This window comes from Mycobacterium sp. NGS19, assembly GCF_059813155.1.
The window spans coordinates 103253-119510 of record NZ_JCALEB010000007.1; the positions used below are offsets into that span (position 1 = coordinate 103253).

Sequence of the window (16258 nt, forward strand, 5' to 3'; positions counted from 1 at the left end):
GCGACACCCACCGACAGGTTCCGCGCAAATCCCGGGCGGTGTCAGTGCCCCTGCCTAGCGTCAACGCTCATGGAGCAGCTCAGCTTCGCCGACGTGGACCCTGCGGCGGAAGTCACGCTCGCTCAAACCACCTTCGTGGTGGTCGATCTGGAGACCACCGGCGGGCGGGCCACCGACGCGATCACCGAGATCGGGGCGGTCAAGGTGCGGGGCGGCGTCGTGCTCGGCGAGTTCGCGACGCTGGTGGACCCCGGTCGCGTGATCCCACCGCAGATCGTGCAGCTGACCGGCATCACCACCGCGATGGTCTCGGACGCACCGAAGATCGACGCAGTCCTGCCCATGTTCCTCGAGTTCGCCCGCGGTGCCGTGCTGGTCGCCCACAACGCCGGATTCGACGTCGGTTTCCTCAAGGCTGCGGCGCGGCGCTGCGACATCACATGGCCACGTCCGCCGGTGCTGTGTACCGTGCGGCTGGCCCGACGGGTGCTCTCGCGCGAGGAGGCGCCCAGCGTGCGGCTGGCCGCGCTCGCCAAGCTGTTCTCGGTCTCGTGTCAGCCCACCCACCGCGCGCTCGACGACGCGCGCGCCACCGTCGACGTGTTGCACGCGCTCATCGAGCGGGTGGGCAACCAGGGCGTGCACACCTACACAGATCTGCAGGCGTATCTGCCGAATGTCACTGCGGCGCAACGACGTAAACGCGTGCTCGCCGACGGCGTGCCGCCGCGGCCGGGGGTGTACCTGTTCCGCGGCCCGGGCGGTGAGGTCCTTTACGTGGGCACCGCGGTGAACCTCAAACGCCGTGTCAGCCAATACTTCACCGGCGCCGACAGCCGGGCGCGGATCAGTGAAATGGTGACGCTGGCCACCGGCGTCGACGTGGTCGAGTGCGCGCATGCGCTGGAGGCCGGGGTGCGCGAACTGCGGCTGCTGGCCGCGCACGCACCGCCTTACAACCGGCGCTCACGGTTCCCGCGCCGATGGTGGTGGCTGACGCTGTCCGACGAGGCGTTCCCGCGGTTCACCGTGGTGCGGGAACCGCGGAGCAGCCGCGTCGTCGGCCCGTTCCGCTCCCGCACCGACGCCGCCGACACCGCTGCACTGCTGGCGCGGTTCACCGGAGTGCGGACCTGCGGCACACGGCTGGGCCGCTCCGCCACCCACGGCCCGAGCTGCCCCGAACGGGAGGTGTCACCGTGCCCGGCGCCCCGCGGGCTTTCGGCCACCGACTACGCCGACGCACCACGACGTGCCGAAGCGCTGATCGACGGCCGCGACAACGCAGCGCTGGCGGCGATCGCGGACCGGATCGCCGAACTCGCCGCGCGAGGCCACTACGAATCGGCCGGCCGGCTGCGGGATCACGCGGCCGCGACGGTCGAGGTGCTGTGGCGGGCACAGCGGCTGCGAGCGCTCGCCGAGATTCCCGAGCTGGTCGCGGCCGCGCCCGACGGCGACGGCGGCTGGCACATCGCGGTGATCCGGCACGCCCAGTTGGCCGCCGCCGTCACCGCGCCGCGCGGCGTGCCGCCGATGCCGGTGATCGAGGCGGCGTGCGCGGGTGCCCAGACGGTTCTGCCGGCCGACGCGCCGCTCGGTGGCGCGCTGGTCGAAGAGTCCGCGCTGATCGCCCGCTGGCTCGAGAAGCCCGGCGTTCGGATTGTGCGGACCGAACGCGGCTATGCGGTCCCGATTGCCAGCGCGGGCCCGTGGGCGGCCTGGGCCGCGGCTGCGCGCTCTGCCAAACTGGCTGCCGAGCAAGACATTCAAGCGTTCGAAGGGTCGCTAGACCTTTTGTGTGAACCGCGCCCAACGCGCGAGCAGGTGTTCGGCCGCCCCCGAGTCGATCGCGGTAGCGGCCCGTTGCAACGCCGACTCCCAGGCGGAACGCCACTCGACGTCGCCGGCTAGCCCGGCGTGCGCCACCATCGCCCCCGCGGCGTTGAGCAGCACCGCGTCGCGCACCGGGCCGGCGGCCCCGGCCAGCACCGATCGGGCTACCTCGGCGTTCTGGTCGGCGTCGCCGCCGAGCAGGTGCGCCAACTCGGCCTTGGCGATCCCGAACTCGCTGGGGTCGAAGGTCAGCTTGGTCACCGTCCCGGCCCGCACCCGCCAGACCGTGCTGGTGGTGGTCGTGGTGAGCTCGTCGAGGCCGTCGTCGCCGCGGACCACCAACACGCTGGACCCGCGCTCGGCGAACACGCCGGCCATCACCTCGCCCAGCTCGTCGAAGGCACAACCGACCAGACCGGCTCGCGGCAGCGCCGGATTGGTCAGCGGCCCCAGGAGATTGAACACCGTCGGGACGCCGACCTCGCGCCGCGCGACAGAGGTGTGGCGGAACGACGGGTGAAATAGCGGCGCGAAGCAGAACCCGATGCCCACCTCGGTGAGGCTGCGCGCGACGTCGTCGGGCGACAGGTCGATGCGCACGCCGAGCGCCTCCAGCACGTCTGCGCCGCCGCTGCGCGACGACGCGGCGCGGTTGCCGTGCTTGATCACCGGGATTCCGTTGGCCGCCACCACGATTGCGGCCATCGTCGACAGGTTGACGGAGTTGGACCCGTCGCCCCCGGTGCCGACGACGTCGACGGCGTCCGACCCCAGCTGCGCCCCCGGCAGTCTGCGCGCGTGTGCCAGCATGGTGTCGGCGAGCTCACGGACTTCGGCGGCGGTGGGGCCCTTCATCTTCATCGCGACACCGAACGCGGCGATCTGGGCAGGGGTGGCTGCGCCCGTCATCACCTGCTCCATAGCCCAGGCCGCGCCTCCGGGTTCCAGCTCATTTCCGGAGGTCAGCGCTGCGAGCACCTGCGGCCACGACAATGCCGTCACGCGCAGATGGTCCCACGTGCGATCACTTTGTGACCAAAAGGGTCCCCCGCTGGAATCCGACAACTACAAAGCGTCATACTTCTTTTGTGACGAGCGCTGTAGGGACCTCCGGAACCGCGATCACGTCGCGAGTGCATTCCCTGAACCGGCCGAACATGGTCAGTGTCGGCACGATCGTCTGGCTGTCCAGCGAACTCATGTTCTTTGCTGGATTGTTCGCGATGTACTTCACTGCCCGTGCCCAGGCCGCAGGCAACTGGCCGCCGCCGCCCACCGAACTGAACCTGTATCAAGCGGTTCCGGTGACGCTGGTGCTGATCGCGTCGTCGTTCACCTGTCAGATGGGCGTGTTCGCCGCCGAGCGCGGCGACGTGTTCGGGCTGCGCCGCTGGTATGTGGTCACGTTTCTGATGGGCGCCTTCTTCATCGCCGGCCAGGGCTACGAGTACATCCATCTGGTGCAGCACGGCACCACCATCCCCGGCAGCGCGTACGGCTCGGTGTTCTACCTGGCCACCGGATTCCACGGCTTGCACGTCATCGGCGGTTTGATCGCATTCATCTTGCTGCTGATCCGCACCACGATGAGCAAGTTCACTCCTGCGCAGGCCACCGCGGCGATCGTCGTCTCGTATTACTGGCACTTCGTCGACATCGTCTGGATCGCGTTGTTCGCCACCATCTACTTCGTCCGATGACCCGCAGCGCGGCGAAGATGAAGGGAGCCCAGTTGTTTGGCGCGGACGTGAGGAGCAAGACGGCCGCCGCGGACGCGAGGAGCAAGACGGCCGCCGCGGACGCGAGGAGCAAAAAGCCCTCAGCCCGGTTCGGCCCGACCAGCCGGTCCCGTCGGCGGCTGCGCCGACGCCTGTCGGCCGGTCTGCTGCTGTTGGCCGCGCTGTTCATTGCGGGCGGCTTGGCCGCCACGCTCACCCCCAAGCCGCAGGTGGCCGTCGCCGACCAGTCCCAAGAGGCGCTGGTGCGCAACGGCAAGCAGCTTTACGAGACCTCGTGCGTGTCCTGCCACGGGGCGAACCTGCAGGGCATCGCCGAGCGCGGCCCCAGCCTGGTCGGCGTCGGTGAGGCGGCGGTCTACTTCCAGGTGTCCACCGGACGCATGCCGCTGGCCAGCCAGAATCAGCAGGCGCCCCGCAAGCCGCCGGCCTTCGACGAGAACCAGATCGACGCGCTGATGGCCTACGTGCAGGCCAACGGCGGCGGTCCGACGGTGCCGCGCGACCAGAACGGCAAGATCGCGATGGAGTCGCTGATCGGCGACGACGTCGCCCGTGGCGGCGACCTGTTCCGGCTGAACTGCGCGTCCTGCCACAACTTCACTGGAAAGGGGGGTGCGCTCTCCTCGGGGAAGTATGCCCCGGACCTGGCCGAGCCGAACCCGGCACAGATCTACACTGCGATGCTCACCGGCCCGCAGAACATGCCGAAGTTCTCCGACCGCCAGCTCACCCCTGACGAGAAAAAGGACATCATCGCCTACGTCAAAATGGCTTCTGAGGTCCCGAACCCCGGCGGGTACGGCCTAGGTGGTTTCGGGCCGACGTCGGAAGCCTGGGCGATGTGGCTGATAGGAATCGTGGGCGTTATCGCCGCCGCCCTGTGGATCGGAGCACGCTCAACATGACGGAAACGCCGAAGGTGCCCAGCGATCAAGAGCTCAACGAGATGGACCGCGACGAGCTGGTACGACTCGGCACCAAACTCGACGGTGTCGAGGTCCTCTACAAGGAGCCCCGTTGGCCCGTGGAGGGCACCCGCGCCGAAAAGCGCGCCGAGCGGCGGGTCGCGTTCTGGTTGCTGCTGGGCGGGTTCTCCGGGCTGGCGCTGCTGCTGATCTTCTTGTTCTGGCCGTGGGAGTGGAAGCCGCAGAACGCTCCCGGCAGCCTGCTTTACACGTTGACCACGCCTCTGTACGGGCTGACGTTCGGCTTGTCGATCCTGTCGATCGGGATCGGCGCCGTTCTGTACCAGAAGCGGTTCATCCCGGAAGAGATCGTGGTGCAGGACCGCCACGACGGGCCGTCGTCCGAGGTCGATCGCAAGACCATTGTGGCCGAGCTGACCGAGACCTTGGACGCCTCGACGATTGGTCGCCGCAAGGTGATCAAGACGTCGTTCGGAGTCGCCCTGGGCGCCTTCGGGTTGGGCACCGTGGTGGCGTTCATCGGTGGCCTCATCAAGAATCCGTGGAAGCCGGTGGTGCAGACATCGGAGGGGCCCACCGCGGTGCTGTGGACGTCGGGGTGGACGCCGCGCTACAAGGGCGAAACCATCTTTTTGGCCACCGCCACGGGCCGGCCAGGTGAGTCGCCGTTCATCAAAGTGCGCCCCGAGGACCTCGACGCGGGCGGCATGATGACGGTATTCCCGTGGCGGGAGTCGGACGGCGACGGCAGCACCGTCGAGTCGCACGAGAAGCTCACGGAAATCGCGATGGGCGTGCGCAATCCGGTGATGCTCATCCGCATCAAGCCCAATGACATGCACAAGGTCGTCAAACGTCAAGGGCAGGAAAGCTTCAACTACGGCGACCTGTTCGCGTTCACCAAGGTCTGCTCGCACCTGGGCTGCCCCGCCTCGCTCTACGAGCAGCAGACCTACCGCATCCTGTGCCCGTGCCATCAGTCGCAATTCGACCTGCTGCACTTCGCCAAGCCCATCTTCGGCCCTGCCGCGAGGGCATTGGCGCAGTTGCCGATCACTGTCGACAAGGACGGGTATCTGGTAGCCAACGGCAACTTCATCGAGCCCGTTGGGCCGGCATTCTGGGAACGGAAGACAACATGAGTCCTTCACTGAAACCCCCGAAACTCGGTGACATCGCCGCCCATCAGGCGGAGGCGATGGATCAGCGCTACCACCTCGCCGCGGGGATGAAGCGCCAGATCAACAAGGTCTTCCCCACCCACTGGTCGTTCCTGCTCGGCGAGATCGCGATGTATTCGTTCATCGTGCTGTTGCTGACCGGCGTCTACCTGACGCTGTTCTTCGACCCGTCGATGACCGAAGTCACGTATCACGGTGTGTACCAACCACTCAACGGTGTGCAGATGTCGCGGGCGTACGAGAGCGCACTCGACATCAGCTTCGAGGTCCGCGGCGGATTGTTCGTGCGGCAGATCCATCACTGGGCCGCACTGATGTTCGCGGCGGCGATCATGGTGCACCTTGCCCGCATCTTCTTCACGGGCGCGTTCCGCAAGCCACGCGAAGCGAACTGGGTGATCGGCTCGCTGCTGTTGATCCTGGCGATGTTCGAGGGTTACTTCGGCTACTCGCTGCCCGACGACCTGCTGTCGGGCATCGGCCTGCGCGCCGCGCTGAGCTCGATCACGTTGGGAATGCCGGTGATCGGCACCTGGCTGCACTGGGCGCTGTTCGGCGGTGACTTCCCCGGCGACATCCTGATCCCGCGGCTGTACGTGGTGCACGTTCTGCTGTTCCCGGCAATCATCTTGGCGCTCATCGGTGTTCACCTCGCGCTGGTCTGGTACCAGAAGCACACGCAGTTCCCTGGCCCGGGCCGCACGGAACAAAACGTGGTCGGGGTGCGGATTCTGCCGGTGTTCGCGGTCAAGTCGGGGGCGTTCTTCGCGATCGTCGTCGGCATCCTGGGCCTGATGGGCGGCCTGCTGCAGATCAACCCGATCTGGCAGCTCGGCCCGTACAAGCCGTCGCAGGTGTCCGCAGGCTCGCAACCGGACTTCTACATGATGTGGACCGAGGGATTGGCTCGCATCTTCCCCCCGTGGGAGATTTACATCGGCCACTACACCATCCCCGCGCCGGTCTGGGTGGCGCTGCTCATGGGCCTGGTGTTCGTGCTGCTGCCGCTGTGGCCCTATATCGAGAAGAAGGCCACGAAGGACGACGCTCACCACAATTTGCTGCAACGGCCGCGCGACGTGCCGGTGCGCACCGCCATCGGCGCGATGGCGATCGCGTTCTACATGGTGCTGACCATGAGCGCGATGAACGACATCATCGCGCTGAAGTTCCACATCTCGCTGAACGCCACCACGTGGATCGGCCGGATCGGAATGGTGGTGCTGCCGCCGATCGTGTACTTCATTGCCTACCGCTGGGCAATCGCGTTGCAGCGCAGCGACCGTGAGGTGCTCGAGCATGGCGTCGAAACCGGCATCATCAAGCGGCTGCCGCATGGCGCGTACATCGAACTGCATCAGCCGCTGGGACCGGTCGACGAGCACGGCCATCCCATTCCGCTGGAGTACCAGGGCGCCCCGGTGCCCAAGCGGATGAACAAGCTGGGCCTCGGCGGCGCGCCTGGCCTGGGCAGCCTGTTGACGGCCGACCCGCCAGCGGAGCAGCAGGCGCTGACCGAGGCGCAGCACGCCGCCGAACAGCGGGCGCTCACCGCGGTGCGCGAGCGTCAGGAAAGCGTCAACGGGTTCAACGGGTCGCGCGACGGCGAGTCACCGAACGGGCACCACTGACGCGTCCAGCCGACGCAGCTGCCGCCATGGGATCAACGGCATCAGCACGGTAATGACGCCCGCCAGTGTCAGCGCGGCCCATGCCGAACCGTCGTGCTGAACGCCCAGAAAGTAGGTAGCCGTCGCGACCGCCAAGGTCGCCGCGCCGATAGCCGTGGCCATCGACAGCGTGAAGCGAAGCCACACGTGGTCCATCTCGTCATCGGACAGGCCATCGACTCTGGACGACGACGCCGCACCCCCCGCTTGCCGCTGCGCCGGGTCGGTCACCGACCCGAACACGCGTAGTTTCTCGGTGGTCGCCTCGACGGGCGGATACGCCGGAGGCGGTGGCGCGGGCGCGCGGCGCGGCGGTTCCAGCTGCGCTTCTCGACGAGCCCTCAGCAGCAACGGAATTGACGCCAAAATGATCACCGCCGACACTGCGATGACGACGTAGAGTCCCCACGGCGTGCCGGAGTCGGCGGCCGGCTGCCCTGCCCTGCCAGAGGCGAGTTCGACGAGCGCGACGATCGCCGCGACGCTGACTCCGATCACGGCGAGCCAGACCACCGCGCAAGCGATCAGCAGGGTGCGAAGAACGGTATCGGATCGGTCCATCAGCAGCTCGTCACTGGGGAGTTGTCGGTTCGTTGGGACAGGACTGTCCCATCGCTGGCGGTGATCGAGCAGTTCAGCCTGCTCAGCCGGAACAAGCTGGACGCTTCGACCGAACCGACCTCCGAATTCGAGATCGGGGTGAGCGTGAACGACCATGGGATGTACACGTTGCGCTGGGTGCGGCTGCGGCCGGACGCGTCGGTGAACGTGATCGTGATGATGTCCCCGGGCGCCTTGGTCCCGGTCACCGAGTAGGTGATCTGTCGCGGACCGGCCGGGGTGGTGGTCGTGGTGGTCGGCGGTGGCGGAGGCGGTGCGCTGCTGCTCGGCGCGGCCGACGGTGCCGGCGGTGGCGGAGGCGCCTCCGAGCTCGGCGGCGGCGGAGGCGGCGGCGCCTCGGACGTCACCGTGATCGTCTCGGTCGAGGGCGGCGGCGGAGGCGGCTCACTGGTCGGCGGCGGCGGAGGCGGCGTCGACTTGGGGATCTGGTCCTGCACTGGCGGTGTCGAGGGCTTCGTGGTGGTGGGCGCGGCCTGGTTGGACGTGAGGCTGGGAAACACCAGCAGCGACACCGAGGCCACCAGCGCGACGGCCGCCAGGATGGCGGCTATGCCGACCACCCACGGCCAGCGCGGCGGCGGCGGCTGCTCCTCGTATCCCGGCGCGTCGTAGGCGTCGTAGTCGTAGAGCGCCGGGTCGGCGGGAATGTAGGGGCCGCTGGTGAATTGCTCTGACTCGGGAGCCGAGTAAGCCCGGGAAAACCCTGTGTCGGTGGTCTCGCCGCCTGGCTCATCCCCGAAAGACTCTTCAGGCCCTGGGGGATTCGGCCCGCTCATCTCTAGATTCCTTCTCAGTTACCGCTCTATAGGTGCGCGGGCCACGCAGAGTGCCCGTGGCAACACTACCCAACGGCACTGGGCGGTCGACTCCTCCCGCAGTCCCCCGGCCGGAACTTGGAGCCGGATTGTGACCTTGGGAAGGCCGCTAGTGCTTCTCGGGCCCGACGTAGTACTCGAACACCAGACCGGCCGCCGCGCTGAGCACGAACACCACGCCGGCGACGATCAGCCACGGCAGCCACAGTGCCACCCCAACCGCGGCCACCGAGGCGGCCAGCGCCACCATGACCGGCCACCAGCTGTGCGGCGCATAGAAGCCCAATTCACCTGCGCCATCGGCGATCTCGGCGTCTTCGTAGTCTTCGGGCCGGGTGTCGAGCCGACGCGCGACGAACCGGAAGAACGTCCCGATGATCAGCGTCAGTCCGGTGGTCATCACCAGTGCGGTGACGCCCGCCCACTCGATGCCGCCCGAGAAGAAGTACGCGGTCAGAAACGCATAGACCACCGTTGCCAGCGCAAAGAAGGCCGTCAGGATCTCGAACAGCCGGGCTTCGATATGCATGGCGTGTCCTTACTTCGGCGCCGACAGGGACTGTTCACCCCGGCGCGTGTCGAACGGTTTGGTGGTGACGGCCGCAGGCGGCAGCCCGATCATCTGCAGCGCCTGGGAGTTGGTCTTTCCGGCCAGCCGGGCGTCGAGGTAGGCCTTGAAGTCGTTGGGCTCTACCACGCGCACTTCGAAGTTCATCATCGCGTGGTAGGTGCCGCACAGCTCCGCGCAGCGCCCGACGAAGGCGCCGGTCTTCTCGATCTCGGAGACCTGGAACTTGTTGTCGGTGTGGTTGGCGTCCGGGTCGGGCAGCACGTCGCGCTTGAACAGAAAGTCGATGATCCAAAACGAGTGCACCACGTCGGCCGAGGCCAGCTGGAACTCGATGCGCTTGTGCGCGGGCAACACCAGGACCGGGATCTCGTCGCTGGTGCCCAGCGTCTCGACCTTGTCGTAGTTCAGGTAGCTGCGGTCCTCGGGATTCTTGCCGCGGATCGCCCCGACAAGCTCCTCGCCGTGTTTGTCCTTACCTTCCGGCTTCGAGGCCTGGGCCAGCTTGCGCTCGTTGTCGGCGAGGTCTTTGCGATAGGTGCCGTCTTTGAAGTTCACGCTCTGGTAGCCGAACTTCCAGTTCCACTGGAACGCCGTCACGTCGACGACCACCTCGGGGTCCGGGTCCTTGTTCAGCATGCGTTCCTGCACGACCACGGTGAAGTAGAACAGCACCGCGATGATCAGAAACGGCGTGACCGTCAGCACCAGCTCAAGGGGCATGTTGTAGCCGAACTGCCGCGGCAGCTCGGTCTGGCCCTTCTTGTGGCGGTGAAACGCCGCGCTCCAGAACGTCAGGCCCCAGACGATGATCCCGACGACGAACGCGGCGATCAGCGAGCCGATCCACAGCTTCATGTTGTCGTGGGCTTCGGGCGTGATGCCGTCCGGCCAGCCCAATTTCAGCGCGTCGTAGGCGTTGCACCCGGACAGCGTGACGGCTGCCACACTGAGCATGACCGTCAAGCCGAGAAGCCGCAGCCGTCTCACGTGGGCGCCTCCTGTGGTGGTCAGGGCGAACGGGTGGGATGTTGCTACTACGCAGCGTAGACCACCCTCCGTCGAGGCAGTGAGGCGACCGGGCAACTCCGCGGTGCCATACTTGGCGCGATGTGCGGACTGCTGGCCCTGGTGCGTGACCCGTCGGCCGCAGGCACCGCCGAGCTGGTCGGCGAGGTCGCCGAAGCGTCGCATCTGATGCGCCACCGCGGCCCTGACGAGCCGGGCACCTGGTCGGATGCGCAGGTGGTGTTCGGGTTCAACCGGCTGTCGATCATCGACATCGAGCACTCGCATCAGCCGCTGCGCTGGGGGCCGGCCGAGGACGCCGACCGATACGTGCTCGTGTTCAACGGAGAGATCTACAACTACCTGGAGTTGCGGGCCCAGCTGGCCGCCGAGCACGGCGCGGTGTTTCACACCGACGGCGACGGCGAGGCGATCATCGCGGCCTATCACTACTGGGGCGCCGGCGCGCTCTCGAGGCTGCGCGGGATGTTCGCGTTCGCATTGTGGGACACCGCACGAGGCGAACTGTTCTGCGCACGCGACCCGTTCGGCATCAAGCCGCTGTTCATGGCGACCGGACCGGGCGGCACCGCGGTGGCCAGCGAGAAGAAATGCCTCCAGGAGCTCGCCGGCGTGCTGGGCGCCGACCTCACGCTCGACGAACGCGCCGTGCAGCACTACACGGTGCTGCAGTACGTGCCCGAGCCGGAGACCCTGCACCGCGGTATCCGGCGTCTGGAATCGGGCTGCTACGCCGTCATCCGGCCCGGGCAGCCACCGCAGACCACCCGCTACTTCCAGCCGAGCTTCGCCGCGGTGCCGTTCGTCAACGGAAGCGAACAGGCCCGCTACGACGAAATCACCGCCGTGCTCGAGGACTCGGTGGCCAAGCACATGCGCGCCGACGTCACCGTGGGCGCCTTCCTGTCCGGCGGCATCGACTCGACGGCCATCGCCGCGCTGGCCATCCGTCACAATCCGCGCCTGATCACATTCACCACAGGCTTTGAGCGCGAAGGGTTTTCGGAGGTCGACGTCGCGGTGGCATCGGCCGAGGCGATCGGCGCCCGGCACGTCTCGAAGGTCGTCTCCCCCGCCGAGTTCGTCGAAGCGTTGCCCGAGATCGTCTGGTATCTCGACGAGCCGGTGGCCGACCCGGCACTGGTGCCGCTGTTCTTCATCGCCCGCGAAGCACGCAAACACGTCAAGGTGGTGCTGTCCGGCGAGGGCGCCGATGAACTGTTCGGCGGCTACACGATCTATCGAGAACCCTTGTCGCTCAAGCCTTTCGAGTACCTTCCCGGAAAGGTGCGCCGGTCGATGCGCAAGGTGTCGGCACCGCTGCCGGAAGGCATGCGCGGCAAGAGCCTGCTGCATCGAGGCTCGCAAACCCTCGAGGAGCGCTACTACGGTAACGCGCGCAGCTTCTCCGATCCTCAGCTGCGTGCGGTGCTGAAGAACTTCCGGCCGGAATGGACCCACACCGACGTCACCGTTTCGGTATACGAGCAGTCACGCGACTGGGATCCGGTGGCCCGCATGCAACATCTCGACCTGTTCACGTGGCTGCGGGGCGACATTCTGGTCAAGGCCGACAAGATGACCATGGCCAACTCGCTGGAGCTTCGGGTGCCGTTCCTGGATCCGGAGGTGTTCGCTGTCGCGTCGCGGCTTCCGATGCGGCAGAAGATCACCCGCACCACCACCAAGTACGCGCTGCGGCGCGCATTGGAGCCGATTGTGCCCGCGCATGTGCTGCATCGGCCGAAACTCGGTTTCCCCGTGCCGATTCGGCACTGGTTGCAGGCCGGTGAGCTACTCGACTGGGCGCACCAGATGATCGCCACCACGCAGGCCGACGAGCTGATCGACGTGGCCGCCGTGCGGCGGATGCTCGACGAGCACCTGGCCGGCTCCAGCGATCACAGCCGCCGGCTGTGGACGGTGCTGATCTTCATGCTGTGGCATGCGATCTTCGTCGAGGGCAGCATCGTGCCGCGGATCAGCGAACCCCAGTATCCGGTTCAGATTTAGAGCGCTGAGGCAATCTCGTCAGCGGCGTCCTGGCCGTACGCGCCGGCGAGGCGCGACAACGCGGCCTCGCGATCCCAGTGCCATTGCTGGGTTCCGTTCGTCTCTAACACCAAGACCGCGACCAGCGAGCCGAGCTGCGCCGAGCGCTCCAGCCCGAGCCCAGCGCTGCGGCCGGTGAGGAAGCCCGCTCGGAATGCGTCGCCGACTCCGGTCGGATCGACCTTGCTGGTTTCGGGTACCACGCCCACGTGCAATGAGCTGCCGTCGCGGCTGACCAGGTCAACTCCCTTGGGTCCCAACGTCGTAACGCGCAGATCGACTTGCGCCAACACGTCGTCTTCGGTCCACCCCGTCTTCTGCAGCAGCAGATCCCATTCGTAGTCGTTGGTGAACAGGTAGGTGGCCCCGTCGATCAACCTGCGGATTTCCTCGCCGGAAAGGCGGGCCAGCTGCTGTGAGGGGTCGGCGGCAAACGCCAGCCCCAACCGGCGGCACTCGTCGGTGTGCAGGAACATGGTGTCGGGATCGTTGGCGCCGATGATCACCAAATCCGGTGTGCCGATGGCGGACACGATCTTCTCGAGGGAGATGTGCCGGGCCTGCGACATCGCGCCCGGATAGAACGACGCGATCTGGGCCATTTCGAGATCCGTGGTGCAGACGAACCTTGCGGTGTGTTCGGACTGCGAGATCAGCACGTGGTCGCAGTTCACGCCGTGCTCTTGCAACCACTCGCGGTAGTCCGCGAAATCCATGCCTGCGGCACCGATCAGCACGGCATCGCCGCCGAGCACGCCGATCGCATACGCCATGTTGCCGGCCACGCCGCCGCGGTGCACCACCAGATCGTCGACCAGAAAGCTCAACGAGACCTTCTGCAGATGGTCGGCCAGCAGCTGCTCGGAGAATCTGCCCGGGAAGCGCATCAGGTGGTCGGTCGCAATGGAGCCGGTCACGGCAATCGTCACGTGGTCATCCTTTTCACGCTAGCCTGCGTACCATGGCCGGCCCGTACCAGCAGTACTCCGACCCTGCCCTTAGTCCGTCGAACTATAGCGACCCGTCCCCCAGGCCAGATCAGCCCGCCGCCGCATCCGTGTACCCCGGTGCGCTGCCGCCACCGGTGCCGTATCCGAGCCGGCGCCGCTGGCGGCTGGTACTGGCGGTGCTGGTGGTGCTCGCCGTGGTGGCCGGCGCAGTCACTGCGGTGGTGTATGCGGTCAACGAGGGCTCCGGCGACAGCAGCACCGCTGTGGGCGGACGGATCAGCGAAACCGCGGCCAAATCCGCGATCCAGAACTACCTCACCGCGCTGGAGAGAGGCGATACGGACATCGTCGCCCGCAATACGCTGTGCGGGCTGTACGACAAGGTCAAGGACAAGCGGTCAGACCAGGCGTTGGCGCGGCTGCTGTCCGACACGTTCCGCAAGCAGTTCTCCAACGTCGAGGTGACGTCGATCGACAAGATCGTCTACCTGTCGCAGTACCAGGCGCAGGTGCTGTTCACGATGCAGGTGATCCCGCTCACCAGGGGTTCGCAGAAACGCCAGGAACAGGCCACCGCCCAGCTGCTGTCCCAGGGCGACCAAGTGCTGGTATGCCAGTACCTGCTGCGCGGCGTGGGTCAGTACTGACCGTCAGTTGAACGAGTCCCCGCACGCGCACGATCCGGTGGCGTTCGGGTTGTCGATGGTGAAGCCCTGCTTTTCGATCGTGTCGACGAAGTCGATGGTGGCGCCCTGCATGTAGGGCGCGCTCATCCGGTCCACCGTCAACGTCACACCGCCGAACTCGGCGGTCAAATCCCCGTCGAGCGACCGGTCGTCGAAGTAGAGGCTGTACCGCAGGCCCGCGCAGCCACCGGGCTCGACCTGAATCCGCAAGACCAGGTCGTCACGGCCCTCCTGGTCGAGTAGGGCCTTGGCCTTCGCGGCTGCCGCGTCGGTCAGGATCACGCCATGGGTGGCCGTGCCGGTAGCCGACTCGCCCTGAACAGTCATTGCGTCTCCTCAACAAGCTTGACTGGCCCGAACCTTCGAGCTCACGTGTTCAACGGTACCTTGTTCAGCCGCTATTCCCGTATTCCAGCGCAGCCCTGTGAGCCATTCCCGTCAGCTGGTTCGTCGCGTCGGCGATGGCCACGTCCACCGAGCCCGCGTACTCCGCCAGCGAATATGCCGCGGCGACGCCGGCCCGCCTCAGCGTGACCTCGTCGAGGGTCACCTGTCCGGCCAAGACCAGCACTGGGGTGCCGTCAGCCGCTGCGGCCAGCGCGCTGATCACCTTTCCGTGAAGCGACTGATCGTCGAACCGGCCTTCGCCCGTGATGACGAGATCGGCGGCCGCCAGGTCGTGCGCCAGCCCGGTGTGCGCGGCGATCACCGCAGCCCCGGATTCCCGGCGTGCACCCAGTGCCAGCAGCGCGGCCCCGAGCCCGCCCGCGGCGCCGGCACCCGGCAGGTCGCGGACACGGCGGCCGGCGACAGCGTCCAGCTCGTCCGCCCACCTGGTCATGCGCTCCTCGAGCACGGCGACGGTGAGTGCGTCGGCACCCTTCTGCGGGCCGAACACCCGTGCGGCACCCATTGCGCCCAGCAGCGGGTGCTCCACGTCGGTGGCCGCGATCAACTCGGTGCCGGCCAGCCGGTCGCGCGCCCGCGTCAACCTGGAGCCTTCTGTGCTCCTCACGTCCGCGGCGAGCGCGTCCACCATGCCCCGGCCGCCGTCGGTGGTGGCGCTGCCGCCGAGGCCGACGACAATCCGGCCGGCTCCGGCGTCCAGCGCCGCACCGATCAGCTGGCCCACCCCGCGGGTGTGCGCTGCCAACGCGGTCCGTGGAGTCGGCGGCCCGCCGAGCAGGGCCAGGCCGCACGCCTGCGCGCATTCCAGATACGCCGTCGGGGCGTCGAACACCCAGCTCGCCGCGACGTCGCCGTCCAGCGGACCCGAAACCCACGCCGTCCTGCGCTCGCCCAGCCGGCTGGCCAGCACGTCGACAAACCCTGGGCCGCCGTCCGATTGCGGCGCGCGGATCACTTCGTCGTCGGGTCGGGCCTGCGCCCAGCCGGCGGCGATCGCGTCGGCGGCGTGCACGGCCGACAGCGAGTCGCCGAAGCAGTCGGGAGCGATCAGCACACGCATGATCTCCGCACTGTAAGGGCAAGTACCCTGGCGGCGTGAGTCTGCTGGGCCGCAAGAAGCCGTCGACGGAAGAGCCGCCGGCCGGTGATGCCGCCGAGTCGGACGTCGACTCTGCCGCGCAGCCGGGAACCCGCAAGACCACCGCACCGAAAGGTCGGCCGACGCCCAAACGCGACGCCGCCAGACGCCGCGGACCCGTGGCTCCCGCCCCGATGACCGCCGCGGAGGCCAGGCGGCGGCGTAAGGAGGTGGCGGGGCGCAAACTGACCCGCGCCGAACGCCGGGAGGTCCGCGCCGAGCAGCGCGAGCGGTCGGCGCAGCGGCGAGAGCGGATGATGGCGGGCGACGAAGGCTATCTGCTGCCCCGCGACAAGGGGCCGGTGCGCCGCTACGTGCGTGACGTGGTCGACGCCCGGCGCAACCTGCTCGGTGTTTTCATGCCGGTCGCGTTCGGCATGGTGTTTCTGATGCTGGCGATTCCGACACCGCAGATGAACGCGCTGATTTCCCTCGGCATGCTGGTGTTGGTGGTGATCATGCTTGTCGACGCGGTGCTCTTGAGCCGCAAAGTGAAAAAGCTGGTCGACGCAAAGTTTCCAAAGAATACCGAATCAGGTTGGCGGCTGGGCTTTTACGCCGCGAGCCGCGCGTCGCAGCTGCGCCGGATGCGGGCACCGCGGCCGCAAGTCAAGCGCGGCGATCCCGTAACCTGAGCGC

General features: G+C 67.4%; 15 protein-coding genes and 1 pseudogene. 8 read left to right on the top strand and 8 right to left on the bottom strand.

Annotation, left to right across the window (positions count from 1 at the left end; translation table 11 throughout):
- Positions 1–69: 69 nt before the first annotated feature.
- Positions 70–1851: pseudogene (locus tag AC5Y4N_RS19555) on the top strand (DEDD exonuclease domain-containing protein); the annotation flags it as partial.
- Here AC5Y4N_RS19555 and trpD read toward each other — a convergent pair.
- Entirely contained in the window at positions 1789–2838 is a 1050-nt protein-coding gene (trpD, locus tag AC5Y4N_RS19560; protein ID WP_499911636.1) for an anthranilate phosphoribosyltransferase, read from the bottom strand. The pseudogene AC5Y4N_RS19555 and the gene trpD overlap by 63 nt on opposite strands.
- Positions 2839–2924: 86 nt before the next feature.
- On the opposite strand from trpD, the gene ctaE reads away from it, so the two are divergent.
- Genes ctaE through qcrB form a run of 4 tightly spaced genes read left to right on the top strand, consistent with a single transcriptional unit; the run spans position 2925 to position 7313 of the window.
- Positions 2925–3536 carry an aa3-type cytochrome oxidase subunit III gene (ctaE, locus tag AC5Y4N_RS19565; protein WP_499911635.1) on the top strand — a complete coding sequence of 204 codons (612 nt, stop codon included), beginning with the start codon at positions 2925–2927 and terminating at the stop codon, positions 3534–3536.
- Positions 3533–4480, top strand: coding sequence for a cytochrome bc1 complex diheme cytochrome c subunit (qcrC, locus tag AC5Y4N_RS19570; protein WP_499911634.1), 948 nt, complete (start codon positions 3533–3535; stop codon positions 4478–4480). Before ctaE ends, qcrC begins: the two co-directional genes overlap by 4 nt.
- Complete coding sequence (gene qcrA, locus AC5Y4N_RS19575) at positions 4477–5643, top strand: cytochrome bc1 complex Rieske iron-sulfur subunit (protein ID WP_499911633.1); 1167 nt, start codon at positions 4477–4479, stop codon at positions 5641–5643. Before qcrC ends, qcrA begins: the two co-directional genes overlap by 4 nt.
- Positions 5640–7313, top strand: coding sequence for a cytochrome bc1 complex cytochrome b subunit (gene qcrB, locus AC5Y4N_RS19580; RefSeq protein ID WP_499911632.1), 1674 nt, complete (start codon positions 5640–5642; stop codon positions 7311–7313). Before qcrA ends, qcrB begins: the two co-directional genes overlap by 4 nt.
- Here qcrB and AC5Y4N_RS19585 read toward each other — a convergent pair.
- The 4 genes from AC5Y4N_RS19585 to ctaC all read right to left on the bottom strand — a co-directional run bounded on the left by AC5Y4N_RS19585 (position 7293) and on the right by ctaC (position 10313).
- Complete coding sequence (locus AC5Y4N_RS19585; protein WP_499911629.1) at positions 7293–7913, bottom strand: DUF2561 family protein; 621 nt, start codon at positions 7911–7913, stop codon at positions 7293–7295. The genes qcrB and AC5Y4N_RS19585 overlap by 21 nt on opposite strands.
- Entirely contained in the window at positions 7913–8749 is an 837-nt protein-coding gene (locus AC5Y4N_RS19590; protein ID WP_499911626.1) for an MmpS family transport accessory protein, read from the bottom strand. Before AC5Y4N_RS19590 ends, AC5Y4N_RS19585 begins: the two co-directional genes overlap by 1 nt.
- Before the next feature lie 148 nt (positions 8750–8897).
- The gene (locus AC5Y4N_RS19595; protein WP_499911623.1) at positions 8898–9317 is read right to left on the bottom strand and encodes a cytochrome c oxidase subunit 4; all 420 of its coding nucleotides are present in this window, start codon (positions 9315–9317) and stop codon (positions 8898–8900) included.
- A gap of 9 nt (positions 9318–9326) precedes the next feature.
- Positions 9327–10313, bottom strand: coding sequence for an aa3-type cytochrome oxidase subunit II (ctaC, locus tag AC5Y4N_RS19600; protein WP_499911721.1), 987 nt, complete (start codon positions 10311–10313; stop codon positions 9327–9329).
- Positions 10314–10466: 153 nt separating this feature from the next.
- Between ctaC and asnB the strand changes: the two genes are divergently transcribed.
- Positions 10467–12398 carry an asparagine synthase (glutamine-hydrolyzing) gene (asnB, locus tag AC5Y4N_RS19605; protein ID WP_499911620.1) on the top strand — a complete coding sequence of 644 codons (1932 nt, stop codon included), beginning with the start codon at positions 10467–10469 and terminating at the stop codon, positions 12396–12398.
- On the opposite strand, the gene AC5Y4N_RS19610 is transcribed toward asnB, so the two are convergent.
- Entirely contained in the window at positions 12395–13366 is a 972-nt protein-coding gene (locus AC5Y4N_RS19610) for a carbohydrate kinase family protein (protein ID WP_499911617.1), read from the bottom strand. The two genes, asnB and AC5Y4N_RS19610, sit on opposite strands and share 4 nt — an antisense overlap.
- A 32-nt stretch (positions 13367–13398) precedes the next feature.
- Here AC5Y4N_RS19610 and AC5Y4N_RS19615 point away from each other — a divergent pair, with 32 nt between their 5' ends.
- Positions 13399–14034 (top strand): Rv0361 family membrane protein, encoded by a 636-nt coding sequence (locus AC5Y4N_RS19615; protein WP_499911613.1) that lies wholly within the window; start codon positions 13399–13401, stop codon positions 14032–14034.
- A 3-nt stretch (positions 14035–14037) separates the two neighbouring features.
- Here the strand turns inward: AC5Y4N_RS19615 and AC5Y4N_RS19620 are convergent, their stop codons facing one another.
- Positions 14038–14400: a HesB/IscA family protein gene (locus tag AC5Y4N_RS19620; protein ID WP_499911610.1), complete on the bottom strand. Its 363-nt coding sequence runs from the start codon at positions 14398–14400 to the stop codon at positions 14038–14040.
- 64 nt (positions 14401–14464) lie between these two features.
- Positions 14465–15541 (bottom strand): glycerate kinase family protein, encoded by a 1077-nt coding sequence (locus AC5Y4N_RS19625; RefSeq protein ID WP_499911607.1) that lies wholly within the window; start codon positions 15539–15541, stop codon positions 14465–14467.
- A 35-nt stretch (positions 15542–15576) separates the two neighbouring features.
- Here AC5Y4N_RS19625 and AC5Y4N_RS19630 point away from each other — a divergent pair, with 35 nt between their 5' ends.
- Positions 15577–16254, top strand: a complete 678-nt coding sequence (locus AC5Y4N_RS19630; protein WP_499911605.1) for a DUF3043 domain-containing protein — start codon at positions 15577–15579, stop codon at positions 16252–16254.
- The last annotated feature ends 4 nt before the right edge of the window (positions 16255–16258 follow it).